The 22,817-nt window shown below is 62.3% G+C and carries 24 protein-coding genes and 1 tRNA gene; 19 read left to right on the top strand and 6 right to left on the bottom strand.

Annotated features, from left to right (window positions below; all coding sequences use genetic code 11):
* Positions 1 to 990 (top strand): S49 family peptidase, encoded by a 990-nt coding sequence (locus NP534_RS06885; RefSeq protein ID WP_274098236.1) that lies wholly within the window; start codon positions 1 to 3, stop codon positions 988 to 990.
* A gap of 93 nt (positions 991 to 1,083) precedes the next feature.
* On the opposite strand, the gene NP534_RS06880 is transcribed toward NP534_RS06885, so the two are convergent.
* Complete coding sequence (locus NP534_RS06880) at positions 1,084 to 1,662, bottom strand: Maf family protein (RefSeq protein ID WP_274098235.1); 579 nt, start codon at positions 1,660 to 1,662, stop codon at positions 1,084 to 1,086.
* Between the two features lie 95 nt (positions 1,663 to 1,757).
* On the opposite strand from NP534_RS06880, the gene NP534_RS06875 reads away from it, so the two are divergent.
* The 12 genes from NP534_RS06875 (at position 1,758) to NP534_RS06820 (ending at position 11,643) form a co-directional block, all read left to right on the top strand.
* Complete coding sequence (locus NP534_RS06875) at positions 1,758 to 2,285, top strand: YceD family protein (RefSeq protein ID WP_077068576.1); 528 nt, start codon at positions 1,758 to 1,760, stop codon at positions 2,283 to 2,285.
* Between the two features lie 13 nt (positions 2,286 to 2,298).
* Positions 2,299 to 2,481 (top strand): 50S ribosomal protein L32, encoded by a 183-nt coding sequence (rpmF, locus tag NP534_RS06870; RefSeq protein WP_016485486.1) that lies wholly within the window; start codon positions 2,299 to 2,301, stop codon positions 2,479 to 2,481.
* 3 nt (positions 2,482 to 2,484) lie between these two features.
* Positions 2,485 to 3,495: a phosphate acyltransferase PlsX gene (gene plsX, locus NP534_RS06865; RefSeq protein ID WP_077068575.1), complete on the top strand. Its 1,011-nt coding sequence runs from the start codon at positions 2,485 to 2,487 to the stop codon at positions 3,493 to 3,495.
* A gap of 126 nt (positions 3,496 to 3,621) precedes the next feature.
* Positions 3,622 to 4,560 carry an ACP S-malonyltransferase gene (fabD, locus tag NP534_RS06860; protein ID WP_274098234.1) on the top strand — a complete coding sequence of 313 codons (939 nt, stop codon included), beginning with the start codon at positions 3,622 to 3,624 and terminating at the stop codon, positions 4,558 to 4,560.
* A gap of 15 nt (positions 4,561 to 4,575) precedes the next feature.
* A complete protein-coding gene (fabG, locus tag NP534_RS06855; RefSeq protein ID WP_033700572.1) occupies positions 4,576 to 5,316 on the top strand; it encodes a 3-oxoacyl-ACP reductase FabG in 741 nt (246 codons plus the stop codon).
* Positions 5,317 to 5,519: 203 nt separating this feature from the next.
* Entirely contained in the window at positions 5,520 to 5,756 is a 237-nt protein-coding gene (gene acpP, locus NP534_RS06850) for an acyl carrier protein (protein WP_274098233.1), read from the top strand.
* Positions 5,757 to 5,943: 187 nt separating this feature from the next.
* On the top strand, positions 5,944 to 7,188 hold the full coding sequence (gene fabF / locus NP534_RS06845) for a beta-ketoacyl-ACP synthase II (protein ID WP_033700571.1): 1,245 nt from the start codon (positions 5,944 to 5,946) through the stop codon (positions 7,186 to 7,188).
* The gene (gene pabC, locus NP534_RS06840; RefSeq protein ID WP_274098232.1) at positions 7,188 to 8,003 is read left to right on the top strand and encodes an aminodeoxychorismate lyase; all 816 of its coding nucleotides are present in this window, start codon (positions 7,188 to 7,190) and stop codon (positions 8,001 to 8,003) included. Before fabF ends, pabC begins: the two co-directional genes overlap by 1 nt.
* A gap of 4 nt (positions 8,004 to 8,007) precedes the next feature.
* Positions 8,008 to 9,207, top strand: coding sequence for an endolytic transglycosylase MltG (gene mltG / locus NP534_RS06835; protein WP_274098231.1), 1,200 nt, complete (start codon positions 8,008 to 8,010; stop codon positions 9,205 to 9,207).
* Between the two features lie 9 nt (positions 9,208 to 9,216).
* Entirely contained in the window at positions 9,217 to 9,849 is a 633-nt protein-coding gene (gene tmk / locus NP534_RS06830) for a dTMP kinase (protein ID WP_033700568.1), read from the top strand.
* Positions 9,842 to 10,828: a DNA polymerase III subunit delta' gene (locus NP534_RS06825; RefSeq protein ID WP_274098230.1), complete on the top strand. Its 987-nt coding sequence runs from the start codon at positions 9,842 to 9,844 to the stop codon at positions 10,826 to 10,828. Before tmk ends, NP534_RS06825 begins: the two co-directional genes overlap by 8 nt.
* 32 nt (positions 10,829 to 10,860) lie before the next feature.
* Positions 10,861 to 11,643, top strand: coding sequence for a TatD family hydrolase (locus tag NP534_RS06820; RefSeq protein WP_033700566.1), 783 nt, complete (start codon positions 10,861 to 10,863; stop codon positions 11,641 to 11,643).
* Between the two features lie 233 nt (positions 11,644 to 11,876).
* On the opposite strand, the gene NP534_RS06815 is transcribed toward NP534_RS06820, so the two are convergent.
* The gene (locus NP534_RS06815; RefSeq protein WP_274098229.1) at positions 11,877 to 13,010 is read right to left on the bottom strand and encodes an aminotransferase class V-fold PLP-dependent enzyme; all 1,134 of its coding nucleotides are present in this window, start codon (positions 13,008 to 13,010) and stop codon (positions 11,877 to 11,879) included.
* A 72-nt stretch (positions 13,011 to 13,082) separates the two neighbouring features.
* Here NP534_RS06815 and NP534_RS06810 point away from each other — a divergent pair, with 72 nt between their 5' ends.
* The 5 genes from NP534_RS06810 to NP534_RS06790 all read left to right on the top strand — a co-directional run bounded on the left by NP534_RS06810 (position 13,083) and on the right by NP534_RS06790 (position 16,564).
* The gene (locus NP534_RS06810) at positions 13,083 to 13,718 is read left to right on the top strand and encodes a TetR/AcrR family transcriptional regulator (protein ID WP_019473685.1); all 636 of its coding nucleotides are present in this window, start codon (positions 13,083 to 13,085) and stop codon (positions 13,716 to 13,718) included.
* A gap of 117 nt (positions 13,719 to 13,835) precedes the next feature.
* Entirely contained in the window at positions 13,836 to 14,804 is a 969-nt protein-coding gene (locus NP534_RS06805) for a GTP 3',8-cyclase MoaA (RefSeq protein WP_274098228.1), read from the top strand.
* 66 nt (positions 14,805 to 14,870) lie between these two features.
* Positions 14,871 to 15,476, top strand: a complete 606-nt coding sequence (locus tag NP534_RS06800) for a DUF4823 domain-containing protein (RefSeq protein WP_033700563.1) — start codon at positions 14,871 to 14,873, stop codon at positions 15,474 to 15,476.
* Positions 15,477 to 15,486: 10 nt separating this feature from the next.
* Positions 15,487 to 16,044, top strand: coding sequence for a DUF1285 domain-containing protein (locus NP534_RS06795; protein ID WP_274098227.1), 558 nt, complete (start codon positions 15,487 to 15,489; stop codon positions 16,042 to 16,044).
* 103 nt (positions 16,045 to 16,147) lie between these two features.
* Positions 16,148 to 16,564, top strand: a complete 417-nt coding sequence (locus tag NP534_RS06790; protein WP_274098226.1) for a cupin domain-containing protein — start codon at positions 16,148 to 16,150, stop codon at positions 16,562 to 16,564.
* Positions 16,565 to 16,620: 56 nt separating this feature from the next.
* On the opposite strand, the gene NP534_RS06785 is transcribed toward NP534_RS06790, so the two are convergent.
* Positions 16,621 to 16,696, bottom strand: a tRNA-Asn gene (locus NP534_RS06785).
* 73 nt (positions 16,697 to 16,769) lie between these two features.
* A complete protein-coding gene (locus NP534_RS06780) occupies positions 16,770 to 17,966 on the bottom strand; it encodes an amino acid aminotransferase (RefSeq protein ID WP_047583564.1) in 1,197 nt (398 codons plus the stop codon).
* A 288-nt stretch (positions 17,967 to 18,254) separates the two neighbouring features.
* Here NP534_RS06780 and uvrB point away from each other — a divergent pair, with 288 nt between their 5' ends.
* Positions 18,255 to 20,270 carry an excinuclease ABC subunit UvrB gene (uvrB, locus tag NP534_RS06775; RefSeq protein ID WP_033700558.1) on the top strand — a complete coding sequence of 672 codons (2,016 nt, stop codon included), beginning with the start codon at positions 18,255 to 18,257 and terminating at the stop codon, positions 20,268 to 20,270.
* Positions 20,271 to 20,338: 68 nt separating this feature from the next.
* Here uvrB and NP534_RS06770 read toward each other — a convergent pair whose 3' ends face one another.
* A complete protein-coding gene (locus NP534_RS06770) occupies positions 20,339 to 21,829 on the bottom strand; it encodes an MDR family MFS transporter (protein WP_274098249.1) in 1,491 nt (496 codons plus the stop codon).
* Positions 21,830 to 21,878: 49 nt separating this feature from the next.
* Positions 21,879 to 22,817 (bottom strand): HlyD family secretion protein (locus NP534_RS06765; RefSeq protein ID WP_274098225.1); only part of this gene is annotated, 939 nt, incomplete at its 5' end.

Below are 22,817 nucleotides of genomic sequence, written 5' to 3'. Positions count from 1 at the left end.
ATGGCAGACGAATGGAAAGCCCCTGAGTCCGAACCCGAGGAGCGCGAAGAGCGCAAGAGCTGGAGGCTGTTGGAGAAGACCCTGCTGGCGAGTGTGCAGGAGCAGCGCCGGGCACGGCGCTGGGGGATTTTCTTCAAGCTGCTGACCTTCGTTTACCTGTTCGGCATGCTGGTCTTGTTCACGCCGTTGATGGACATGGACAAGGCCGCCTCGCGTAGCGCCAGCCACACGGCGTTGATCGAGGTGCGCGGCGTGATTGCCGATCAGGAGGCCGCCAGTGCCGACAACCTCGTCAAGAGCCTGCGTGAGGCGTTCAAGGATGCCAAGACCAAGGCCGTGGTGCTGCGAATCAACAGCCCGGGTGGCAGCCCGGTGCAGGCGGGCTATGTCTATGACGAGATTCGCCGGCTGCGTGCCGAGTACCCGGCGATCAAGCTGTATGCAGTGATCACCGATCTGGGTGCTTCCGGTGCCTATTACATCGCCAGTGCGGCGGATGAGATCTATGCCGACAAGGCCAGCCTGGTTGGCTCCATCGGGGTGACGGCGGCGGGTTACGGGTTTGTCGGTTCGATGGAGAAGCTGGGGGTCGAGCGGCGCACCTATACCGCAGGTGAGCACAAGGCCTTCCTTGATCCGTTCTCGCCAGAGAAGCCTGATGAGCGGGCGTTCTGGCAGGGCGTGCTGAATACCACGCACCAGCAGTTCATCGCCATGGTCAAGCAGGGGCGGGGTGATCGGCTGAAGGACAAGGAGCACCCGGAGCTGTTCAGTGGCCTGATCTGGTCGGGCGAGCAGGCCAAGGCGCTTGGCTTGGTGGATGGCCTGGGCAGTGCCAGCTATGTGGCGCGGGAGATTGTCGGCGAGAAGGAATTGGTGGATTTCACGGTTCAGGAATCGCCGTTTGACCGGTTCTCCAAGCGGATCGGTGCCAGTGTGGCGGAGCACCTGGCCATGTACATGGGGTTCCAGGGGCCTGCTTTGCGCTGAGGGTTGGCCGTTGGTTGTGCGGCACCCCTTTGCAATACCCATGGAGGTCGAGCACCGCTCGGTCTCCATGGGTGCTAAAAATGCGGGATCGAACTACGGAACCACCACCCCTTCCTTGGTCAGCATGTCTACCAGCCGAATCAGCGGCAACCCGACCAGGCTGGTCGCATCGCACCCGTGCGTGCTTTGAAACAAACTCACCCCCAGCCCTTCGGCCTTGAAGCTCCCTGCGCAATCCAGCGGCTGTTCCGCCGCCACGTAGCGCTCCACGCGCTCTCGGCTCAGTTCCCGCATCGTCACCGTAAACGGCACGCAATCGACCTGGCATTGCCCTGTAGCGCTATTGAGTAGCGCCAGCCCGGTCAGGAAGGTGACCTGCTGCCCGCTGGCCTCCAGCAGTTGCTCGCAGGCCCGCTCGAAGCTCAAGGGCTTGCCAAGGATCTGTTCGCCCAGCACGGCCACCTGGTCCGAGCCGATGATCAGGTGCCCGGGGTGGCTGCCCGCCAGTGCCTCGGCCTTTTGCCTGGCCAGGCGCCGTACCAGCTCCACGGCAGGCTCGTCACCCAGGCGCTGCTCGTCTATATCGGGGCTTTCCCAGGTGAAGGGCAGGCGCAGGCGGGCGAGCAGTTCGCGTCTGTAAGGTGAACTGGAAGCCAGTAATAAGGGCAGCATGGTAGACTCCTGATCTGTTGTACTCATCCTATCACGCGATTTGCCGCCGAATTTCCTTTGACAGGGGCGGGGGCCATCCCTAGAATGCTGCGCCTATGTTGAATGACCCGATTCCACCTCACGTTGACCCGCGCAAATTAGCCGATCGTGGCGTAACCCTTAACGGTTCGCTGCAACTCGCTGATTTGGAAAGACTCTGCGACCCGCTTTCCGACAATGTCGGTACGGTGCAGGCGAAATTAAATTTTGAACGAGATGAACAGCACGTGGTGGTTATCCACAGCGAGCTTGACGTCGAGGTCAAGATGGTTTGCCAGCGTTGTCTTGAGCTGGTCACCCTGCCGATCCACAGCGAATGTACTTACGCCGTGGTAAAGGAGGGTGCGAATACCCAGTCGTTGCCGAAAGGCTATGACGTGCTGGAACTGGGCGAAGATCCATTGGATCTGCAGGCGTTTATCGAGGAGGAGCTTCTGCTCGCCTTGCCAATCGTGCCTGCTCATCATCCGGAAGAATGCCAGCAGCCGGCGGGCGCAGACGAGCCCGATTCGAGCAAGGACGAGGTATCGCGGTCCAACCCGTTCAGTGTTTTGGCGCAGTTAAAGCGTGACCCAAACGTTTAGGAGTTAATCAATTATGGCTGTTCAGCAGAACAAAAAATCCCGCTCTGCCCGTGACATGCGCCGTTCGCACGACGCCCTGTCGGAAAACGCGCTGTCGGTAGAGAAGACCACCGGTGAAATTCACCTGCGCCACCACGTATCGCCAGAAGGCGTATACCGTGGTCGCAAAGTGATCGACAAGGGCGCTGACGAGTAATCCTTGTCCGCTCAGATCATCGCGATCGACGCAATGGGCGGGGACTTCGGTCCCCGCAGCATTGTCCAGGCTAGCATTGCCTGCCTTTCGGCTACCCCCTCGCTGCACCTGACCCTCGTCGGTCAACCCTCCCTCCTTGAAGATCTTGTCAGCGGCCTTGCAGCTGCGGATCGCGCGCGCCTGCAGATTGTCGCGGCAAGCGAGGTGATCGGTATGGACGAGCGGCCTTCACAGGCGTTGCGCGGCAAGCCGGACTCGTCGATGCGCATTGCGCTCGAACTGGTGCGTGACGGCAAGGCCCAGGCCTGCGTGAGTGCCGGAAATACCGGGGCGCTGATGGCGTTGTCGCGTTTCGTGCTCAAAACCCTGCCGGGTATCGATCGGCCCGCCATGGTGGCGGCGATCCCGACCCAGGCGGGGTACTGCCAGTTGCTCGACCTGGGCGCCAATGTCGATTGCAGTGCCGAGAACCTTTACCAGTTCGCCGTAATGGGCTCGGTGGCCGCCCAGGCGCTGGGCGTTCATCGCCCACGCGTGGCGCTGCTGAACATCGGCACCGAGGACATCAAGGGCAACCAGCAGGTCAAGCTGGCGGCCACGTTGCTGCAGAACGCCCGCGGCCTCAACTATGTCGGTTTCGTCGAAGGTGATGGCCTGTACCGTGGCGAGGCGGATGTGGTGGTGTGCGACGGCTTTGTCGGCAACATCCTGCTCAAATCCAGCGAAGGCCTGGCGACGATGATCGGTGCGCGCATCGAGGCGTTGTTCAAGGGCGGTGTGCTGGCCCGTGCTGCCGGCGCCTTGGCCATGCCATTGCTCAAGCGCCTGCAGGCCGACCTGGCGCCGGCGCGGCACAATGGTGCAAGCTTTCTGGGGTTGCAGGGTATCGTCATCAAAAGCCATGGCTCGGCGGGCGTGCAAGGGTTTCAGAGCGCCATTCAGCGCGCGTTGATCGAGATCCAGGAAAACCTGCCGCAGCGGCTGCATGGTCGCCTTGAAGACCTGTTGCCTTAGGCATTTCGCCGATGAAGTGCTTAAATGTGACCGCTTGGTCCGCGTATCCATCCAAGTTTTCAGATTCCGCGCCAGGCTAACGCCCGGCGTACCCTATCCGACGACAAGATCATAAGGGCTTGTTCAATGTCTGCATCCCTCGCATTCGTCTTTCCTGGTCAAGGTTCCCAGTCGCTGGGCATGCTCGCCGAACTCGGCGCCCAGAAGCCGGTGATCGTCGAAACCTTCAAGGAAGCTTCCGAAGCTTTGGGCTACGACCTGTGGAAGCTGGTCCAGGAAGGTCCGGAAGAGCAACTCAACCAAACCGACAAGACCCAGCCGGCCATCCTTACCGCCTCTATCGCCTTGTGGCGCCTGTGGCTTGAAGAGGGCGGCGCAAAGCCTGCGTTCGTTGCAGGCCATAGCCTGGGTGAGTACAGCGCGTTGGTCGCCGCTGGCAGCCTGTCGCTGAAAGACGCGGTCAAGCTGGTCAAGCGTCGTGGTGAACTGATGCAGGAGGCTGTGCCGGCCGGTCACGGCGCCATGGCCGCGATTCTTGGCCTGGGCGACGATGAAGTGAAGGCCATTTGCGTCGAAGCGGCCGAAGATGAAGTGGTCAGTGCAGTGAACTTCAACTCTCCGGGCCAGGTAGTCATTGCCGGCAACGTTGCGGCGGTGAACCGTGCCATCGAGTTGTGCAAGGCCAAAGGCGCCAAGCGTGCCTTGCCGCTGCCTGTCAGCGTGCCATCGCACTGCGCCCTGATGAAGCCGGCCGCCGACCGTTTTGCCGAGTCGGTCAACGCCATCGAGTGGAAGGCCCCGCAGATCCCGGTAGTGCAGAACGTCACCGCCGCCGTCGCCGCCGACCTCGATGCGCTCAAGCACGACCTGCTGGCGCAGCTTTACCAGCCCGTGCGCTGGGTCGAATGCGTACAGACCCTGGCCGCCAATGGCGCTGTCAATCTTGTTGAATGCGGCCCAGGCAAAGTCCTTGCCGGCCTCAACAAGCGTTGCGCCGACGGCGTGACCACCTACAACCTCAATACCCCTGACGCCGTCGCCGCCACCCGTGCGGCGCTGGCCTGAATTGGAGAAACTTGCATGAGCCTGCAAGGTAAAGTTGCACTGGTCACCGGCGCCAGCCGTGGCATTGGCCAGGCCATCGCCCTCGAACTGGGCCGCCAGGGCGCGACCGTGATCGGCACCGCCACATCGGCCTCCGGTGCCGAGCGCATCGGCGCTACCCTGAAAGAGCACGGCATCACCGGTACCGGCATGGAGCTGAACGTGACCAGCGCCGAGTCCGTCGAAGCGGTGCTGGGCGCCATCACCGCGCAGTTCGGTGCACCGGCCATCCTGGTCAACAACGCAGGTATCACGCGCGACAACCTCATGCTGCGCATGAAGGACGACGAGTGGTTCGACGTGATCGACACCAACCTTAACAGCCTCTACCGTCTGTCCAAGGGCGTGCTTCGCGGCATGACCAAGGCGCGTTGGGGTCGTATCATCAGCATCGGCTCGGTCGTCGGTGCCATGGGTAACGCCGGTCAGGCCAACTATGCCGCCGCCAAGGCTGGCCTGGAAGGCTTCAGCCGCGCCCTGGCGCGTGAAGTGGGCTCGCGAGGCATCACCGTCAACTCGGTGACCCCAGGCTTCATCGACACCGACATGACCCGTGAGCTGCCAGAAGCGCAGCGCGAAGCCCTGCAGACCCAGATTCCGCTGGGCCGCCTGGGCCAGGCCGAGGAAATCGCCAAGGTGGTTTCCTTCCTGGCGTCCGACGGCGCAGCCTATGTGACCGGTGCTACCGTGCCGGTCAACGGCGGGATGTACATGTAAAACTGCAACTCAATGTGACGGATTTCGTAAAAAAAGAGTCATACTGCGAGCCTAAAATCCGTTATAAAGCTGCAACCAGATTCCAGGCAGAGGGTCGGGTGACTAATTCGAAGGTGCGTTTAGCTTGAAAAGCGAACGTCTTTCTATAAAATTGGTCACCGGCCAGCTGCCTGACATATGTCCATTAGGAGTGAAAACTAGGTATGAGCACCATCGAAGAACGCGTCAAGAAAATCGTCGCCGAGCAACTGGGCGTCAAAGAAGAAGAAGTGACTAATACCAAGTCCTTCGTCGATGACCTGGGTGCCGATTCGCTTGACACCGTTGAACTGGTGATGGCTCTGGAAGAGGAATTCGAGACCGAAATCCCTGACGAAGAAGCCGAGAAGATCACTACCGTTCAAGCTGCTATCGACTACGTCCAAGCCCACTCGGCCTAAGACGCTACAGTCGACGTTTCTTGTCGGGGAAAACCGCACTGCCTTCGCCGGCGTGCGGTTTTTTCTTTGCGAGCGCCTCGCATTTCCCAGGCGGCTTCGTTCACCGCGCACCAAGAGCCTGTTGCCATTGCATTCCTGCGCTTGAATGTAATCGCAAGAGACTCTGTTATTAGAAAAGGAGAGTACTGTGTCGCGTAGACGCGTCGTGGTCACCGGTATGGGTATGCTGTCACCACTGGGTACCGATGTACCGAGTACCTGGCAGGGCATTCTGGCTGGCCGCAGTGGCATCGGTCCGATCGAACATACGGATCTGGCTGCCTACTCCACCCGTTTCGGCGGCTCGGTGAAAGGCTTCGAGGTCGAGCAGTACCTGTCGGCCAAAGAGGCCCGCAAGCTTGACCTGTTCATCCAGTACGGCCTGGCGGCCGGTTTCCAGGCGGTGCGTAATGCCGGCCTGGAAGTGACCGACGCCAACCGCGAGCGTATTGGCGTGGCCATGGGCTCGGGCATCGGCGGCTTGACCAACATCGAAGAAACCAGCCGGACCTTGCATGAGCAAGGCCCGCGGCGCATTTCGCCGTTCTTCGTGCCGGGTTCGATCATCAACATGATCTCCGGCTTCCTGTCGATCCACCTGGGGCTGCAGGGGCCGAACTACGCCATTGCCACCGCCTGCACTACGGGCACCCACTGCATCGGCATGGCCGCACGCAACATCGCCTACGGTGAAGCCGATGTGATGATCGCCGGTGGCGCCGAGATGGCCGCTTGTGGCCTGGGCATGGGCGGCTTCGGTGCCTCGCGCGCGCTGTCGACCCGTAACGATGAGCCAAGCCGTGCCAGCCGTCCTTGGGACAAAGGCCGTGACGGCTTTGTGCTGTCCGACGGTGCTGGTGCGCTGGTTCTCGAAGAGCTTGAGCACGCCAAGGCCCGTGGTGCGACCATCTATGCCGAGCTGGTTGGTTTCGGCATGAGCGGCGACGCCTACCACATGACCTCGCCACCCGATTCCGGTGAAGGTGCTGCCCGTTGCATGGCCAATGCCCTGCGCGACGCCGGCATCCAGCCTGAAGAGGTCAGCTACATCAACGCCCATGGCACCTCGACCCCGGCGGGCGATGTGGCCGAAGTGGCTGCGATCAAGCGTGTGTTCGGCGAGCATGCCTACAAGCTCGCGGTCAGCTCGACCAAGTCGATGACTGGCCACCTGCTGGGTGCTGCGGGCGCGGTGGAAGCGATCTTCAGCGTACTGGCAATCAACAGCCAGATGGCGCCGCCGACCATCAACCTGGATGAGCCGGACGAGGGCTGTGACCTCGACTTCGTGCCGCACCAGGCGCGCAGCATGCCGATCGACGTGGTGCTGTCCAACTCGTTTGGCTTTGGTGGCACCAACGGCTCGCTGGTGTTCCGCCGGTTCGCTGGTTGATGCACAGCTGGCTCGACGGCCAGCCGGCGGATGCAGTCAATCTGCAGAACCGCGGCCTGGCCTACGGCGATGGTCTGTTCGAGACCATCGCCGTGCGAGGCGGCCGGCCGAGCTTGCTGGCCGGCCATCTTGCACGCCTGGCGCTGGGATGCCAGCGCCTGGCCATCGACGTCGACCTGGCGTTGATCGAAGACGAGATACGGCGTTACGCCAACCAGCTAGGTGATGGCGTTGCCAAACTCATCCTTACCCGTGGCGACAGCCAGCGCGGCTATGCCCCGGTTGCCGGTGCGGCGCCACGGCGCATCCTTCAGGGTGGCCCGCTGCCCAGCTATCCTGTCGAACATGCCGAACTCGGTGTGCAATTGTTCCCTTGCCAGACCCGGCTTGGGGAACAACCGCTGCTGGCCGGCCTCAAACACCTCAATCGCCTGGAGCAGGTGCTGGCGCGTGCCGAATGGCAGGGCGGCGAGCATGCCGAAGGCCTGATGCGTGATGGGCAGGGCAGGGTAGTCGAAGGGGTGTATAGCAATTTGTTTCTGGTGCGTGACGGTGTGCTGCTGACCGCAGACCTCAGCCGCTGCGGCGTCGCCGGCGTGATGCGCGCCGCGTTGTTGCAGCAGGCCCAGGCAATGGCCATCCCCGTACAGGTCCGCGACCTGGCATTCGATGAACTGGAGCAGGCGGATGAGGTATTCGTGTGCAACAGTGTCTATGGTGTCTGGCCTGTGAGGGGTTTTGCCGCGCTGAACTGGTCGCCGGGCCCACTCACCCGTAAACTGCAGGCCGTTGCCCGTACGTTACTGGATACCTGAATTCGTGAGACGCAAATTCCTGCTGCTGCTGGAAATGGGGTTGATCCTGGCCGGCCTGGCTTTGGGCTGGTCGGCCTGGAAGGTCAACTCGGTCCTGGAGCAGCCCTTGCACGTGACGCAGGAGCGCCTGCTCGACGTGCCCAATGGCACCAACCCCAACCGCATGTTCTACCGCATGCAGAACGATGGGCTGCTCGATGACGCCTTCTGGTTGCGGCTTTACTGGCGCTTCAACATGGCGGGTACGCCCTTGCACACCGGTGAGTACCGCCTGACCCCAGGCATGACGGTCGAGCAGCTGTTCGACGCGTGGCGCCGTGCCGATGTGGTGCAGTACAACCTCACCCTGGTCGAAGGCTGGACCTTCCGCCAAGTGCGCTCGGCAGTTGCCAAGCACGAAAAGATCAAGCACACGCTGGACGGCCTGACGGACGCCGAGGTGATGGACAAGCTTGGCCACACCGGCGTGTTTCCCGAGGGCCGCTTCTTCCCGGATACCTATCGCTTCGTGCGCGGCATGAGCGACATCGAGTTGTTGCAACAGGCCTACATGCGCCTGGACGAAGTGCTGGCCAAGGAATGGGCGGAGCGCACCACTGACCTGCCGTATCGCGACCCGTACCAAGCGCTGATCATGGCCTCGCTGGTGGAGAAGGAAACCGGCATCCCTCAAGAGCGCGGGCAGATAGCTGGCGTGTTCGTACGGCGCCTGCGCCTGGGCATGATGCTGCAGACCGACCCGACCGTGATCTATGGCATGGGCGAGCGCTACAACGGCAGAATTACCCGTGCCGACCTGCGCGAGCCGACGCCCTACAACACCTACACCATGACCGGCTTGCCGCCGACGCCGATCGCCATGGTCGGGCGCGAGGCTATTCACGCTGCGCTCAATCCGGCCACTGGCACCAGCCTGTACTTCGTTGCCCGTGGCGATGGCAGCCACGTGTTCTCCGACGACCTGGACGACCACAATTCGGCGGTGCGCGAGTTCCAGCTCAAGCGGCGTGCGGATTACCGGTCGAGCCCGGCGCCGCAGGCCCAGCCGGGTGCCAGCGAGGCCACCGAGCCCACCGAGCCCGATGCGCCCGCAGCGGACCAGCCGTCTGCGCAGCCTGAGCCCGACGCGGCCCCCGCGCAGCAATCGGCCCCGGCCGGCGACCCCGCAGCGGCCGATGCGCCGACGCCCGAAGAACAACCTTAAGGACTGCCTGTGAGCGGCTTGTTTATTACCCTGGAAGGCCCCGAAGGCGCGGGCAAGAGCACCAACCGCGAATACCTGGCGGCGCGCCTGCGCGAACATGGCCTGGATGTGCTGCTGACCCGCGAACCGGGCGGTACACCGCTGGCCGAAAAGGTGCGCGAGTTGTTGCTGGCACCAAGCGATGAAAGCATGGCGGCGGATACCGAGCTGCTGCTGGTATTCGCTGCGCGCGCCCAGCACCTGGCGCAGGTGATCCGGCCTGCCCTGGCCCGGGGGGCGGTGGTGCTGTGTGACCGGTTTACCGATGCTACCTACGCTTATCAGGGCGGGGGCCGGGGGTTGTCCGTCGAGCGCATCGCCACACTGGAGCAGTTCGTCCAAGGCGACCTGCGCCCAGACCTGACCCTGGTCTTCGACCTGCCGGTCGAAGTCGGCCTTGCCCGTGCTGCCGCACGTGGCCGCCTGGACCGTTTCGAGCAGGAAGGCCAGGCATTCTTCGAGGCGGTGCGCCAAGCCTACCTGCAGCGTGCCCATCGCGCGCCGCAGCGTTATAGCCTGCTGGATGCCGCGCAGCCCCTGGAGGCCGTGCAGCGCGCCATCGACGCACTGCTGCCGGGTATCCTGGAGCGTTGCCGTGGCTGAGGCCTACCCCTGGCAGCAAGCCATCTGGCAGCAGCTGGCCGGTCGCAGCCAGCACGCACACGCCTACTTGCTGCATGGGCCGCAAGGTATCGGCAAGCGAGCCCTGGCCGAGCGCCTGATGGCGCGTTTGTTGTGTCAGCACCCTCAGGGGCTGGATGCCTGCGGCACCTGCAAGTCCTGCCTGTTGCTCAAGGCCGGCAGCCACCCGGACAACTACGTACTGGAGCCGGAGGAGGCCGACAAGCCGATCAAGGTCGATCAGGTGCGCGACTTGGTGGCCTTTGTGGTGCAGACTGCGCAGCTGGGGGGGCGCAAGGTCGTGTTGATCGAGCCGGTCGAGGCGATGAACGTCAATGCGTCCAATGCGTTGCTCAAAAGCCTTGAAGAACCTTCGGGCGATACCGTCCTGCTGTTGGTTACCCATCAGCCCAGCCGCCTGCTGCCGACCATCAAGAGCCGCTGCCAGCAGGTCGTCTGCCCGCAGCCCAGCCTGGCCCAGAGCCAAGCCTGGCTGGCCAATGCGCTGGCCGACAGCGATGAAACCGAGCGCGATGAGCTGCTGACCCTGGCCGCAGGTTCGCCGTTGAGGGCGGTCAGCCTGCAGGCACAGGGTGTACGTGAACAGCGCGCGCTGGTCACCGATGGGGTGAAAAAACTGCTCAAGCAGCAACAGTCCCCCAGCCAGCTGGCCGATGCCTGGAGTGGCGTGCCGCTGTTGCTGCTGTTCGACTGGTTCTGTGAGTGGTCGCACCTGATCCTGCGCTATCAGTTGACCCAGGACGAAGAAGGGTTAGGCTTGGCCGATATGCGCAAGGTCGTGCAGTACCTGGCGCAAAAGAGCCGACAGGCGAAGGTGTTGCAGGTTCAGGCGTGGGTCCTGGAGCAGCGCCAGAAGGTGCTGGGCAAAGCCAACCTCAATCGCGCCCTGCTGCTCGAAGCGCTGCTGGCTCACTGGCAGCAGTTGCCCGGCGCCCGCTGACTTTCCCTTTTATTCATGTGTGCCGTTATCCCATGCTCGTAGATTCCCATTGCCACCTTGACCGTCTTGACCTGAGTGCCCACCAGGGCTCGCTCGATGCTGCCCTGCAGGCTGCGCGCGAACGCGGGGTCGGGCATTTTCTGTGCATTGGCGTCAGTGCCGACAACGCCGGGGCGGTCAAGGCCCTGAGTGAACAGTACGCCGATGTCGACTGCTCGGTGGGGGTGCATCCACTGGACCTGGCGCCGGGCGAGACCCCTGCGCTGGAGTGGCTGTTGCGTGAGTTGGCGCACCCGCATGTTGTGGCGATCGGCGAAACCGGCCTGGACTACCACTACGAGCCGGAAGCGGCCGAGTTGCAGCAGGCATCGTTTCGCCTGCACCTGGAGGCCTCGCGCCAGACCGGCAAACCGGTGATCGTGCATACCCGTGCAGCGCGGGCCGATACCCTCGCGCTGCTGCGCGAGGCTAACCTGCCTCAGGCCGGTGTGCTGCACTGCTTCACGGAAGACTGGGATATGGCCAAGGCGGCACTGGACCTGGGCTATTACATTTCGTTGTCGGGCATCGTCACCTTCCGCAATGCTGACGCGTTGCGTGAGGTGGCACGCCAAGTGCCGGTCGACCGGCTGCTGGTGGAAACGGATTCGCCTTACCTGGCGCCGATTCCGTATCGGGGCAAGCCGAACCTGCCGCAGTACGTGCGCGAAGTGGCCGAGTATGTCGCCTCGTTGCGTGGGGCCAGTTATGAGCAGTTGGCGGAGCAGACCACGGCGAACTTCAAGCGCTTGTTCCCCTTGGCACGTGTGGTCTGAGGGCACCCCTTCAAACAGGCAAAAAAAACCCGGGTTCTGGGGGAGGGAATCCGGGTTAAGACCATTAGGAGTAAAACAAAGGTACGCGGTCCCTGAGCACCTTTATCGGCGCGCCACTTGGGGGGGATGCGCCGCGCCAACAGTTCAAGTATTGGTCAGGTTTGGCACAGTGCCAGTCCCTATTGGTCGTTTTTTAAACAGATTTGGAATACGCCCGGTATCCATCCCCGCTCTCAATGCATGGCCAGCCGGCGAACCTGCTGCACAGCTTCGTCAATTAGCTGCTCGCTGGTATAGAAATGCGGTGAAAATCGCACGCCAGCGCCCCTTAGGGCACAAATTGTGCGCTCAGCCATCAATGCCTTTTGAATCTGCACGCTATCCTGCCCTTTGATACTGAATGTGACGATGCCCGCCCGTCTGTCGGGATCAGCGGGTGTCTGCAGCAAAACGCCAGGCACCGCGGCCAAGCCTTGATATAACTGCGCCACGCGCTGCTGCAAGCGCTGCGCTACCGTGCTGATCCCGACCTCCTCCAGCAGCGAAAGGCTCGCCTCCAGTGCGCAGGCACCGAGCATGTTCGGGCTACCACATTCAAAACGCCGCGCGCTACGCGCCGGCTGCCATTGGCGCCGCTCGAAATCGCCCAGGTGCTCCAGCATGTGCCAGCCATACGCATTGAGCTCAAGCTGCGGGCGTATTTCGGCGCGGCAATAGAACAGCCCCAACCCCTCGGGTCCGAGCATCCACTTGTGGCCATCGGCCATGGCGAAATCGCATTGAAAGCGCTGCACGTCGAAGGGCAGGGCGCCGACCTGCTGGATGGCGTCGACGCAGAACAGCACATTGCGTACCCGACAACCCTCACCCAGGCGCGCCAGGTCAAGGCGCAGGCCGCTGCCGAATTGCACGGCGCTGATCGCCAGCAAGCGGGTGCGTGGCCCGCAGGCCGCCAGCAACGTGGCCTCGGGGTCGGGCCCTGCCAGGCTGGCCTGGATCACCTGCACGCCACGGTCGGCCAGGGCTTCCCATACGACTCGGTTGGAGGGGAATTCCTCGTCGCTGATCACCACCTGGTCGCCGTGCGCCCAGTCCAAGCCAAAAGCGACCAGTGACAGCCCTTCGGAAGTGTTCTTCACCAGGGCGATGTCGCCGGGCGAGGGGGCGTGGATCAGCCGCGCCAGCCGCTCGCGCAGGCGCCGCTCGGTCGCCAGCCAGGTCGGGTACTCGCTGGCACCCAGGCAAACGTTGTCGCGGGCAAAGCGTGCCACCGCCTCGGCAGCCCGGCGTGGCCAGGGGGCGATGGCCGCGTGGTTCAGGTAGCGCAGCCCCGGGGCTTGATCGAACTCATCGTGAAACATAGACATGGTTGGATGATCCGTGCAATTTCCCGCAAGTTAGGCATAATAAACCGCTTCGATCGTCAACCAGTCCTTCCTATGCAGAAAGAACCTCGTAAGGTCCGTGAGTTTCGCCGTCGCGAACAGGAAATCCTCGATACGGCGCTCAAGCTGTTTCTCGAACAGGGTGAAGACAGCGTCACCGTCGAGATGATCGCCGACGCCGTGGGTATCGGCAAAGGCACGATCTACAAGCACTTCAAGTCCAAGGCGGAGATCTACCTGCGCCTGATGCTCGACTACGAGCGCGATTTGAACGAGCTGTTGCATTCGGCCGACGTTGACCGTGACAAGGAAGCCCTGTCGCGCGCCTACTTCGAGTTCCGCATGCGCGATCCGCAGCGCTACCGGCTGTTCGACCGCCTGGAAGAAAAGGTGGTCAAGGGCAATCAAGTGCCGGAGATGGTCGAGCAGCTGCACAGCATCCGCGCCTCCAACTTCGATCGCCTGACCCAGCTGATCAAGGGCCGTATCAGCGAAGGCAAGCTCGAAGACGTACCGCCGTACTTCCACTATTGCGCGGCCTGGGCCTTGGTGCATGGCGCCGTGGCGCTGTACCACTCGCCGTTCTGGAGCAACGTGCTCGAAGATCAGGAAGGTTTCTTCCAGTTCCTCATGGACATCGGCGTACGCATGGGTAACAAGCGCAAACGCGACCCAGAACCCGCCAACTGACAGAGCAGGGCCGCTGCGGGGCCCTTGCAGTTGACCCGGCATGAACAAGGGGCTTGCAAAAACCTGATTTATGAGTCAGGTTTTGCCAGCCCCGCTTCATCCATGCCGGAGTCATCCATGATTGTCGATCGTCAAGGCAGGCGCTTTCGCAACCTGCGTGTCAGCCTGACGGCTGCCTGTAACTATGCCTGTACCTACTGCGTGCCCGATGGCAAGCGCCTGGTGGCGGCCCAGCACGAGTTGCCTGCCGAGGCGCTGGCGCGGGGCGTTGCCTACCTGATTGAAGCCGCTGGCATCGAGCGTTTGCGCATTACCGGTGGCGAGCCGTTGGTCAGCCCTAGGCTGGACGATTTTCTGGCTGCCGTGGCCAAGCTCCCCCTCGACGATATCTCGCTGACCACCAACGGCCAGTTGCTTGCGCGCAAGTTGCCACAGATACGCGCAGCAGGCATCCGCCGCCTGAATGTTTCCCTCGATACCCTGGACCCACTGGCCTTTCGCCGCATCGCCCGCGGTGGCGACCTTGCCAGCGTGCTGACGGGCATGCAACAAGCCAGCGCGCAGGGTATGCAGATCAAGGTGAACATGGTGCCGATGCGCGGCCAGAACCTCGACCAGGTTCTGCCGATGCTCGATTACTGCCTGGCGCGGGGGTTTGAGCTGCGCTTCATCGAGCTCATGCGCATGGGCCATCTGGCCAATGACCGCAATGCTTTCCTGCAGCAGTTCGTTGGCCTTGACCACTTGCTCGGGCTGATCGGCGCCGAGCATGCCTACGAGCAGGTGGACGCGGCGGTGGATGCCACTGCCCTGCGCTACCAGGTCCCCGGTAAAGGCCATTTCGGTGTGATCGCCAACGAGAGCGTGCCGTTCTGCCGGAGTTGTTCGCGGCTGCGTTTGTCATCCACCGGTTGGCTGCATGGCTGCTTGTCGTCGAGCAATCGCCACTTTGTCGGCGACCTGTTGGAAAAGCCGCGTCATCAAGCGCTTCCCGCCTTGCAGCGGCTGCTGGTTAAGGCCTTGGCAGACAAGCAGGATGTGGCGTTTTCCGGGGGGGTGACAGTGATGAAGGTGATCGGCGGCTGAGTCTGGCGCAAAAGCTGCATCCGCCGGCTATTCGCCGGTTTTTCGTCGCCGGCCACTGGAGGAAAGATGCGTAGCCTGGTCTTGCTGCTGGCGCTGATGGCGTTGGGCGGCTGCATGAATGTCAGCGATATGGGCGAGGGCGTCCGTTACCACATGAGCGATGCCGGTCTGCTCGACCACAGCGATACCCGCCGGACCCTGTCGATCCGCCTGCAGCCCGACTCGTTCATTTTCATTGGCCAGGGCGCGTTCATGCCCCCCGGTAAAGGCCCGTTGCCGCGGCAAAATGTGGTGGCCGACGAGGCGTTCAAGAGTTTCGTCGAGTATTTCCCGCTGGTGCGCCGCGCCCAAGGCCCGCTTGGCCTGGAGGAAGCGATGGCCGAGGCGCGCTCGGTGGGCGCGGACTATGTGCTGTACACCCGTTTCGCGCGCACCGACGACCGTATCGGCAACGGTGACGAGTGGTATGACGAGCAGGCGGTCGACCGCCTGGGTTGGGATACCGGGGTCGTGCAGATGATGCTCATCGAAACCAATACCCGCTACCTGATCGACACGGCCCGCATCAAGAGCCGTGGCGGTTTGTTGACGTTCCACGACAACACGCCGGAAGATTTGCTTGCCGCGCCGATGCGCGAGTACGCTCGTAGCCTTCTGGGCATGAGCGAATGAGGCAAGTGTGATGAGCGATTCCGGCAAGGCCAATGATCTTCTGGCACAGATCCCCAAAGCAAAGGGGCTGCCGCCGGTGCATCTGTGGAACCCGGACTTTTGCGGCGACATCGACATGCGTATCGCCCGCGATGGCACCTGGTATTACCTAGGTACGCCAATCGGGCGCAAGCCGATGGTGCGGCTGTTTTCCACGATCATTCGCCGCGATGGTGATGACTACTTCCTGATCACACCGGTGGAGAAGGTCGGTATCCGTGTCGATGATGCGCCCTTTGTCGCGATTGCCCTGGAGGTGCTGGGCAGTGGTGAGCAACAGGTGCTGCGCTTTACCAGCAATGTCGATGACCAGGTCGAGGCGGGCCCGGCTAATCCGTTGCGGGTCGAGATCGATCCTGTTACCCAGGAGCCTTCACCCTATGTGCTGATGCGCAGCAACCTCGATGCGCTGATTCATCGCAATGTGTTTTACCAGCTGGTCGAGCTGGCGGTGCCGCGCATCATTGAGGGCGAGGAGTGGTTAGGGGTCTGGAGCCAGGGTGAGTTCTATCTGATCGGGCGTATCTGAGATCAGGGGCCGTAATAGGCCTCCTTGTTTTTCGCTGCATTGGCCATTTTCCCCAGGCACCACCGGGCCTAACCTGCTGGCAGTCGCCAATCAGGAGTAGCCCATGAAACCCTCATCTTTTGCCATTGCCTCGCTCATCAGCATTGGCCTGCTCGCCGGCCATATCCCCGCCTGGGCGCATGGCGATGCCCCCGATCAGGTCCAGGTACTGCAAGAAAAACTGCCCAGCAACGCCCCCGGTAAAAAGGCGGTGATGCTCACCGTCAGCTATGCCCCCGGCCAGGCGTCGCCCGCCCACCAGCACCCAGGCGCAGTCATGGCCTACGTATTGGAAGGTGCGGTGGTATCAAAGCTCAATGATGAGCAAGAAAAGACCTACAAGGCCGGCGAGTACTGGTACGAAGCGCCTGGGACCGTGCACAGCGTGTCGCGCAATGCCAGTAAAAGCCGGCCTGCCAAGCTCTTGGTGTGGAGCCTGGTGGATGAAGGCAAGCCTGTGACCGAGCCGCTGCAGCAGTAGCAGGCCCGGAAATGAAAAAACCTCCAGTGCTTGCGCAACTGGAGGTTTTCAGTGTTTGGCTCCGCGACCTGGACTCGAACCAGGGACCCAATGATTAACAGTCATTTGCTCTACCGACTGAGCTATCGCGGAATCTGCGTCCATCTTACTGATCACCAAGGGGAAGTCAAGCTGCCCCTCGGTAAACTAGAGCAGAATCAAACAGTTACAGCACTTCGACGATGGCCTTGGTGACCACGTGGATGTTGCTCTGGTTCAGTGCCGCTACCGCGATACGGCCAGTGTCCAGCGCATAGATGCCAAACTCGTTCTTCAGGCGCGCGACCTGCTCAACGGTCAGGCCCGAGTACGAGAACATGCCAACCTGGCGGCCGACGAAGCTGAAGTCGCGCTTGGCACCGTAAGTGGCCAACAGCTCGACCATCTGCTTGCGCATGCCGTGGATGCGCTGGCGCATTTCACCCAGCTCGTCTTCCCACATCTGACGCAGTTCATCGTTGTTGAGCACGGTGGCGACGATGGTCGCGCCATGGGTCGGCGGGTTGGAGTAGGTGGTGCGGATCACGCGCTTGACCTGCGACAGCACGCGGGTGCTTTCGTCCTTGGAGCCGGTCACGATCGACAGTGCGCCCACGCGCTCGCCATACAGCGAGAACGATTTGGAGAACGAGCTGGAGACGAAGAAGTCCAGGCCCGACTCGGCGAACAGGCGTACGGCGAAGGCGTCTTCGGCGATGCCGTCACCGAAGCCCTGGTAGGCCATGTCGAGGAATGGCACGTGGCCTTTGGCCTTGACCACTTCAAGGACGTTTTTCCAGTCGTCCAGGGTCAGGTCGACGCCGGTCGGGTTATGGCAGCAGGCGTGCAGGACGATGATCGAGCCGGACGGCAGGCTGTTCAGGTCTTCGAGCATGCCGGCGCGGTTGACGTCGTGGCTCGGGGCGTCGTAGTAGCGGTAGTTCTGTACCGGGAAACCTGCGGTCTCGAACAGCGCGCGGTGGTTTTCCCAGCTTGGGTCGCTGATGGCCACAACGGCGTTGGGCGACAGGCGCTTGAGGAAATCGGCGCCAATCTTCAGAGCACCGGTGCCGCCAACGGCTTGCACAGTGACGACACGGCCGGCGGCCAGCAGCGGCGACTCGGCGCCGAACAGCAGCTTTTGCACGGCCTGGTCATAGGTGGCGATGCCGTCGATCGGCAAATAGCCGCGCGAGGCATGCTGGGCAGCACGCTGGGTCTCGGCTTCGATCACGGCGCGCAGCAGCGGAATGCGGCCTTCCTCATTGCAGTAGACGCCCACGCCAAGGTTGACCTTGTCGGTACGTGGATCAGCGTTGAATGCTTCGTTGAGGCCCAGAATAGGGTCGCGGGGTGCCAGCTCGACAGCGGAAAACAGGCTCATTGTTACCTTGGCTCTGAATGGAGAGTGATAGGACGTACACGCTCCAGCCCGAATGCACTGAAGCGGTGCACAAACGGGGAGTCAGTATAGTGATACCGACCGGTCACTGCGACACTCTGGCACAGCTTTTCCAGGCATTTGCGCAAATATTTTTTGACCATTGGTCTATTTGCCGTGTCCACAGCAATAAGCGTTCACACCCGGGGCTTGAAACCGGCCCCGAATGGGCGCATTTGGGTATAGACTACTGGCTAAATTTACAGTTGCTGCAGCACCGCGAGGTCCCTCATGTCCGAGTTCCAGCTCGTCACCCGTTTCCAGCCGGCCGGCGATCAGCCCGAAGCCATTCGCCAGATGGTCGAAGGCATCGAGGCCGGGCTGTCGCACCAGACGCTGCTTGGGGTGACCGGCTCGGGCAAGACCTTCAGCATTGCCAACGTCATCCAGCAGGTGCAGCGCCCGACCCTGGTGCTGGCGCCTAACAAGACCCTGGCCGCGCAGTTGTATGGCGAGTTCAAGGCGTTTTTCCCGAACAACGCGGTCGAGTACTTCGTTTCCTACTACGACTACTACCAGCCCGAAGCCTATGTGCCGTCGTCCGACACCTTCATCGAGAAGGACGCGTCGATCAACGACCACATCGAGCAGATGCGCCTGTCGGCGACCAAGGCATTGCTCGAGCGGCGTGACGCGATCATCGTCACCACCGTGTCGTGCATCTATGGCCTGGGTAGCCCCGAAACCTACCTGAAAATGGTCCTGCACGTGGACCGCGGCGACAAGCTCGACCAGCGCGCCTTGCTGCGCCGCCTGGCCGACCTGCAGTACACCCGCAACGAGATGGATTTCGCCCGTGCCACCTTCCGCGTGCGGGGCGATGTGATCGACGTGTTCCCGGCCGAGTCCGACCTTGAAGCCATCCGTATCGAGTTGTTCGATGACGAGGTGGAGAACATCGCAGCTTTCGACCCGCTCACCGGTGAGGTCTTTCGCAAGCTGCCGCGTTTCACCTTCTACCCCAAGAGCCATTACGTCACCCCGCGCGAAACGCTGCTGGGTGCGGTCGAGGGCATCAAGGAGGAACTCAAGGACCGCCTCGAATACCTGCACAAGGGCAACAAACTGGTGGAAGCGCAGCGGCTGGAGCAGCGCACCCGTTTCGACCTGGAGATGATCCTCGAGCTGGGCTACTGCAACGGCATCGAAAACTACTCCCGCTATCTGTCCGGGCGCCCCTCGGGCGCACCGCCACCCACCCTCTACGATTACCTGCCAGCGGATGCGCTGCTGGTGATCGACGAATCGCACGTCAGCGTTCCCCAGGTCGGCGCCATGTACAAGGGCGACCGCTCGCGCAAGGAAACCCTGGTCGAGTACGGTTTTCGCCTGCCCTCGGCGCTGGACAACCGGCCCATGCGTTTCGATGAATGGGAGGCGGTCAGCCCGCAGACCATTTTCGTTTCGGCAACCCCCGGCCCTTATGAAGCGGAACATGCCGGGCGGGTGGTCGAGCAGGTGGTGCGGCCGACCGGTCTGGTCGACCCTCAGGTAGAAATCCGCCCGGCGCTGACCCAGGTCGATGACCTGTTGTCGGAGATCCGCAAGCGTGTCGATGCCGGCGAACGGGTGCTGGCGACCACGCTGACCAAACGCATGGCCGAAGACCTCGCCGATTACCTGGCCGATCACGACGTGCGGGTGCGCTACCTGCACTCGGACATCGACACCGTCGAACGGGTAGAAATCATCCGCGACCTGCGCCTGGGTACCTTCGATGTGCTGGTGGGCATCAACCTGCTGCGTGAGGGGTTGGACATGCCGGAAGTGTCGCTGGTGGCGATCCTCGATGCCGACAAGGAAGGCTTCCTGCGTTCCGAGCGGTCACTGATCCAGACCATCGGCCGGGCTGCGCGTAACCTCAATGGCCGGGCCATCCTCTACGCCGACCAGATGACTGGCTCGATGCAGCGGGCCATCGACGAGACCGAGCGGCGTCGGGAGAAACAGATTGCCTTCAACCTGGCCAACGGTATCGTGCCCAAGGGGGTGGTGAAGGACATCACCGATATCATGGAAGGTGCCACGGTGCCTGGCTCGCGCAGCAAAAAGCGCAAAGGCATGGCCAAGGCCGCGGAGGAGAGCGCCCGCTACGAGGCAGAGCTGCGCACGCCGGGCGAGATCACCAAGCGTATCAAGCAGCTGGAAGAGAAGATGATGCAGTTCGCCCGCGACCTGGAGTTCGAGGCAGCAGCGCAGTTGCGCGACGAGATTACCCAGTTGCGCGAGCGGCTGATTACCAGCTGATGCTTCGCCACCTGCACTGGCCTCTTCGCGGCTAATGCCGCGAAGAGGCCAGTGCAGCCAACGCCCATTCAGTGCGCTTCGCCAGCCTTCAACCCCTCCGGCAGCTTGCGCGTCAGCAACACCGCCACCATGCTCACCGCCAAGCCGATCCCGACAAAATGGAAGGCGTCGTTGTACGCCATGATCTGCGCCTGCTGATGGGTGATTTCACTGAGCTTGCCCAGCGCCGCCGTATCGCTGCCCAAGCGCTCCGCCAGCTGTGCCAGGCGCTCTGCCACCTGCGGATTGCTCGGCACCAGTGACTCGCGCAGGTAGTCGAAGTACACCTTGGTTCGTGCATCCAGCAAGGTGGCAAGCAGCGCGATGCCGATGGCGCCTCCCAGGTTGCGCAGGATGTTGAACAGGCTCGACGCCGACCCGGCATCCTGCTGCTGAATGTAAGCGGTGGCAATCAGCGAAATGGTCACCATGATCATCGGTTGCCCCAGTGCCCGAATGATCTGGATTTGATTGAACTGTGGCCCCGCAAAGTCCGGGTTGAGCACCCCCGAGCCAAAGCTGGCGGCGCCGAACAGGCAGAAGCCAATCGCGCAAAGTATCTTCGGCGAAATCACCTTCATCAGCAGGGGCACCAGCGGGATCAGAAACAGCTGCGGCACGCCCATCCACATGATCACTTCGCCAATCTGCAAGGCGTTGTAGCCCTGGATCTGCGCCAGGTACAGCGGCAACAAGTAGATCGAACCGTACAGCCCGACGCCCATGCCTAAGCTGGCGATGCTCGACAGGCCGAAATTGCGATTGCCCAGGATGCGCAGGTTGATCAAAGGGTGCGGCTTGGAAAACTGCAGGATCACAAAGGTAATCAGACTGATCAGCGCGACCGTGCCCAGGCTGACGATCAGGTTCGATTCCAGCCAATCCTTGCGATGGCCCTCCTCGAGGAAAACCTGCAGGCAGCCCAGGCCCACGCCGAGCGTGACGATGCCGGCATAGTCGGTGCTTTTCAGCAGTTCCCAGTGTGCTTCTTTCTTTTCCAGCCCATACAGCAGGCCCGCGATCATCACCAGGCCTGGCGGGATGTTGATGTAGAAGATGTACTCCCAGCCCCAGTTCTCGGTCAGCCAGCCCCCCAAGGTCGGGCCGATCGAAGGCGCGAAGGTGGCGGTCATGGCGAACATGGCCATGCCCTTGGCGCGGTGGTGCTCAGGCAGTTTGATCAGGGTAAGGGTGAACGCGAGAGGGATCAAGGCGCCGCCGGTAAAGCCCTGCAAGGCACGGAACATGATCATGCTCTCCAGGTTCCAGGCCATGGAGCAGAGCAGCGACGACAGCAGAAAACCGGCCGAAACCCACACCGCCAGGCGCCGGGCGGATAGCAGCTGCACCAGCCAGGCGGTCAGCGGGATCATGATGATCTCTGCAACCAAGTAGGAGGTGGAGATCCAAGAGCCCTCTTCCAGGGTCGCGGAAAGCGCGCCCTGGATGTCCTTGAGCGAAGCGTTGGTGATCTGGATGTCCAGTACCGCCATGAAGGCGCCGAGCATTACGCTCATCACCGCAATCCAGTCGCGCCGGCTCGGCTCGGCAGTGGGCCTGAGCAGTTGATCACCGGCCATTGCGGCCATCGTCCTCGGCGCGGATATCGACGGTGGCGGTAACCGACATGCCGGGGCGGATGCGGCCGCGCAGCGGGTTGTCGGCACTGAAGGTCAGCTTCACCGGAATGCGCTGCACCACCTTGGTGAAGTTACCGGTGGCGTTGTCGGGTGGTAGCAGGCTGAACTGGGCGCCGGAGGCTGCGAACAGACTGTTGACCCGGCCTTCGACAGGCGTGTCCGGGTAGCTGTCGAACAGCAACTCGGCGCGCTGGCCAGGTTGCATGCGGCCAATCTGGGTTTCCTTGAAGTTGGCCTGCACCCATATGTCTTCGTCGGGCACGATCGACAGCAGGTAGGCGCCGGCCTGCACCACCTGGCCGTTGCGCGCGTTGCGCTGGCCGATGGTGCCGCTGATCGGGGCGCGGATCTCGCAGCGGGTCAGGTTCAATTCGGCTTGGGCAAGGTCGGCGCGTGCATTGGCGATCTGCGCGTCGAGGCGTTTGAGCTCGGCAGCCAGGGCATTGACCTGCTGGCGCTGGCCTTGCAAATCGGCGCGCGCCTTGTCGACCTGGGAGCTGGCCACGTGGCGTTCTGCCGAGAGTGTGGTAACCCGCTCTTCGGACACGAAACCAGGCTTGCGCAGGGCCTCTGCGCGGTTGAGGTCCAGGCGTGAGCGGTCGAGCGTGGCCTGGTTGGCGGCGACCTGGGCCTGGCCAGCGGCAATCAGGCTGCCCTGTTGCGTCAGGCGGCTTTCGGCCTGTACGTGCTCCGCTTCACGGGTGGCCAACGCTGCACGGGCGCGCTCGACGGCGAGCTGGAAGTCGGCGGCTTCCAGGCGCACCAGCAGTTCGCCTTTGACGACGTGCTGGTTGTCCTGCACGCGTACGTCATCGATGCGTGCACCGAGTTGGCTGGAAATACGAGTGATTTCGCCTTGAACGTAAGC

It is taken from the genome of Pseudomonas sp. 39004 (assembly GCF_028682155.1).
Classification (GTDB): domain Bacteria; phylum Pseudomonadota; class Gammaproteobacteria; order Pseudomonadales; family Pseudomonadaceae; genus Aquipseudomonas; species Aquipseudomonas capeferrum.
Note: the sequence above shows the minus strand (reverse complement) of the source record. Positions and strands in the feature narration are given on the sequence as shown.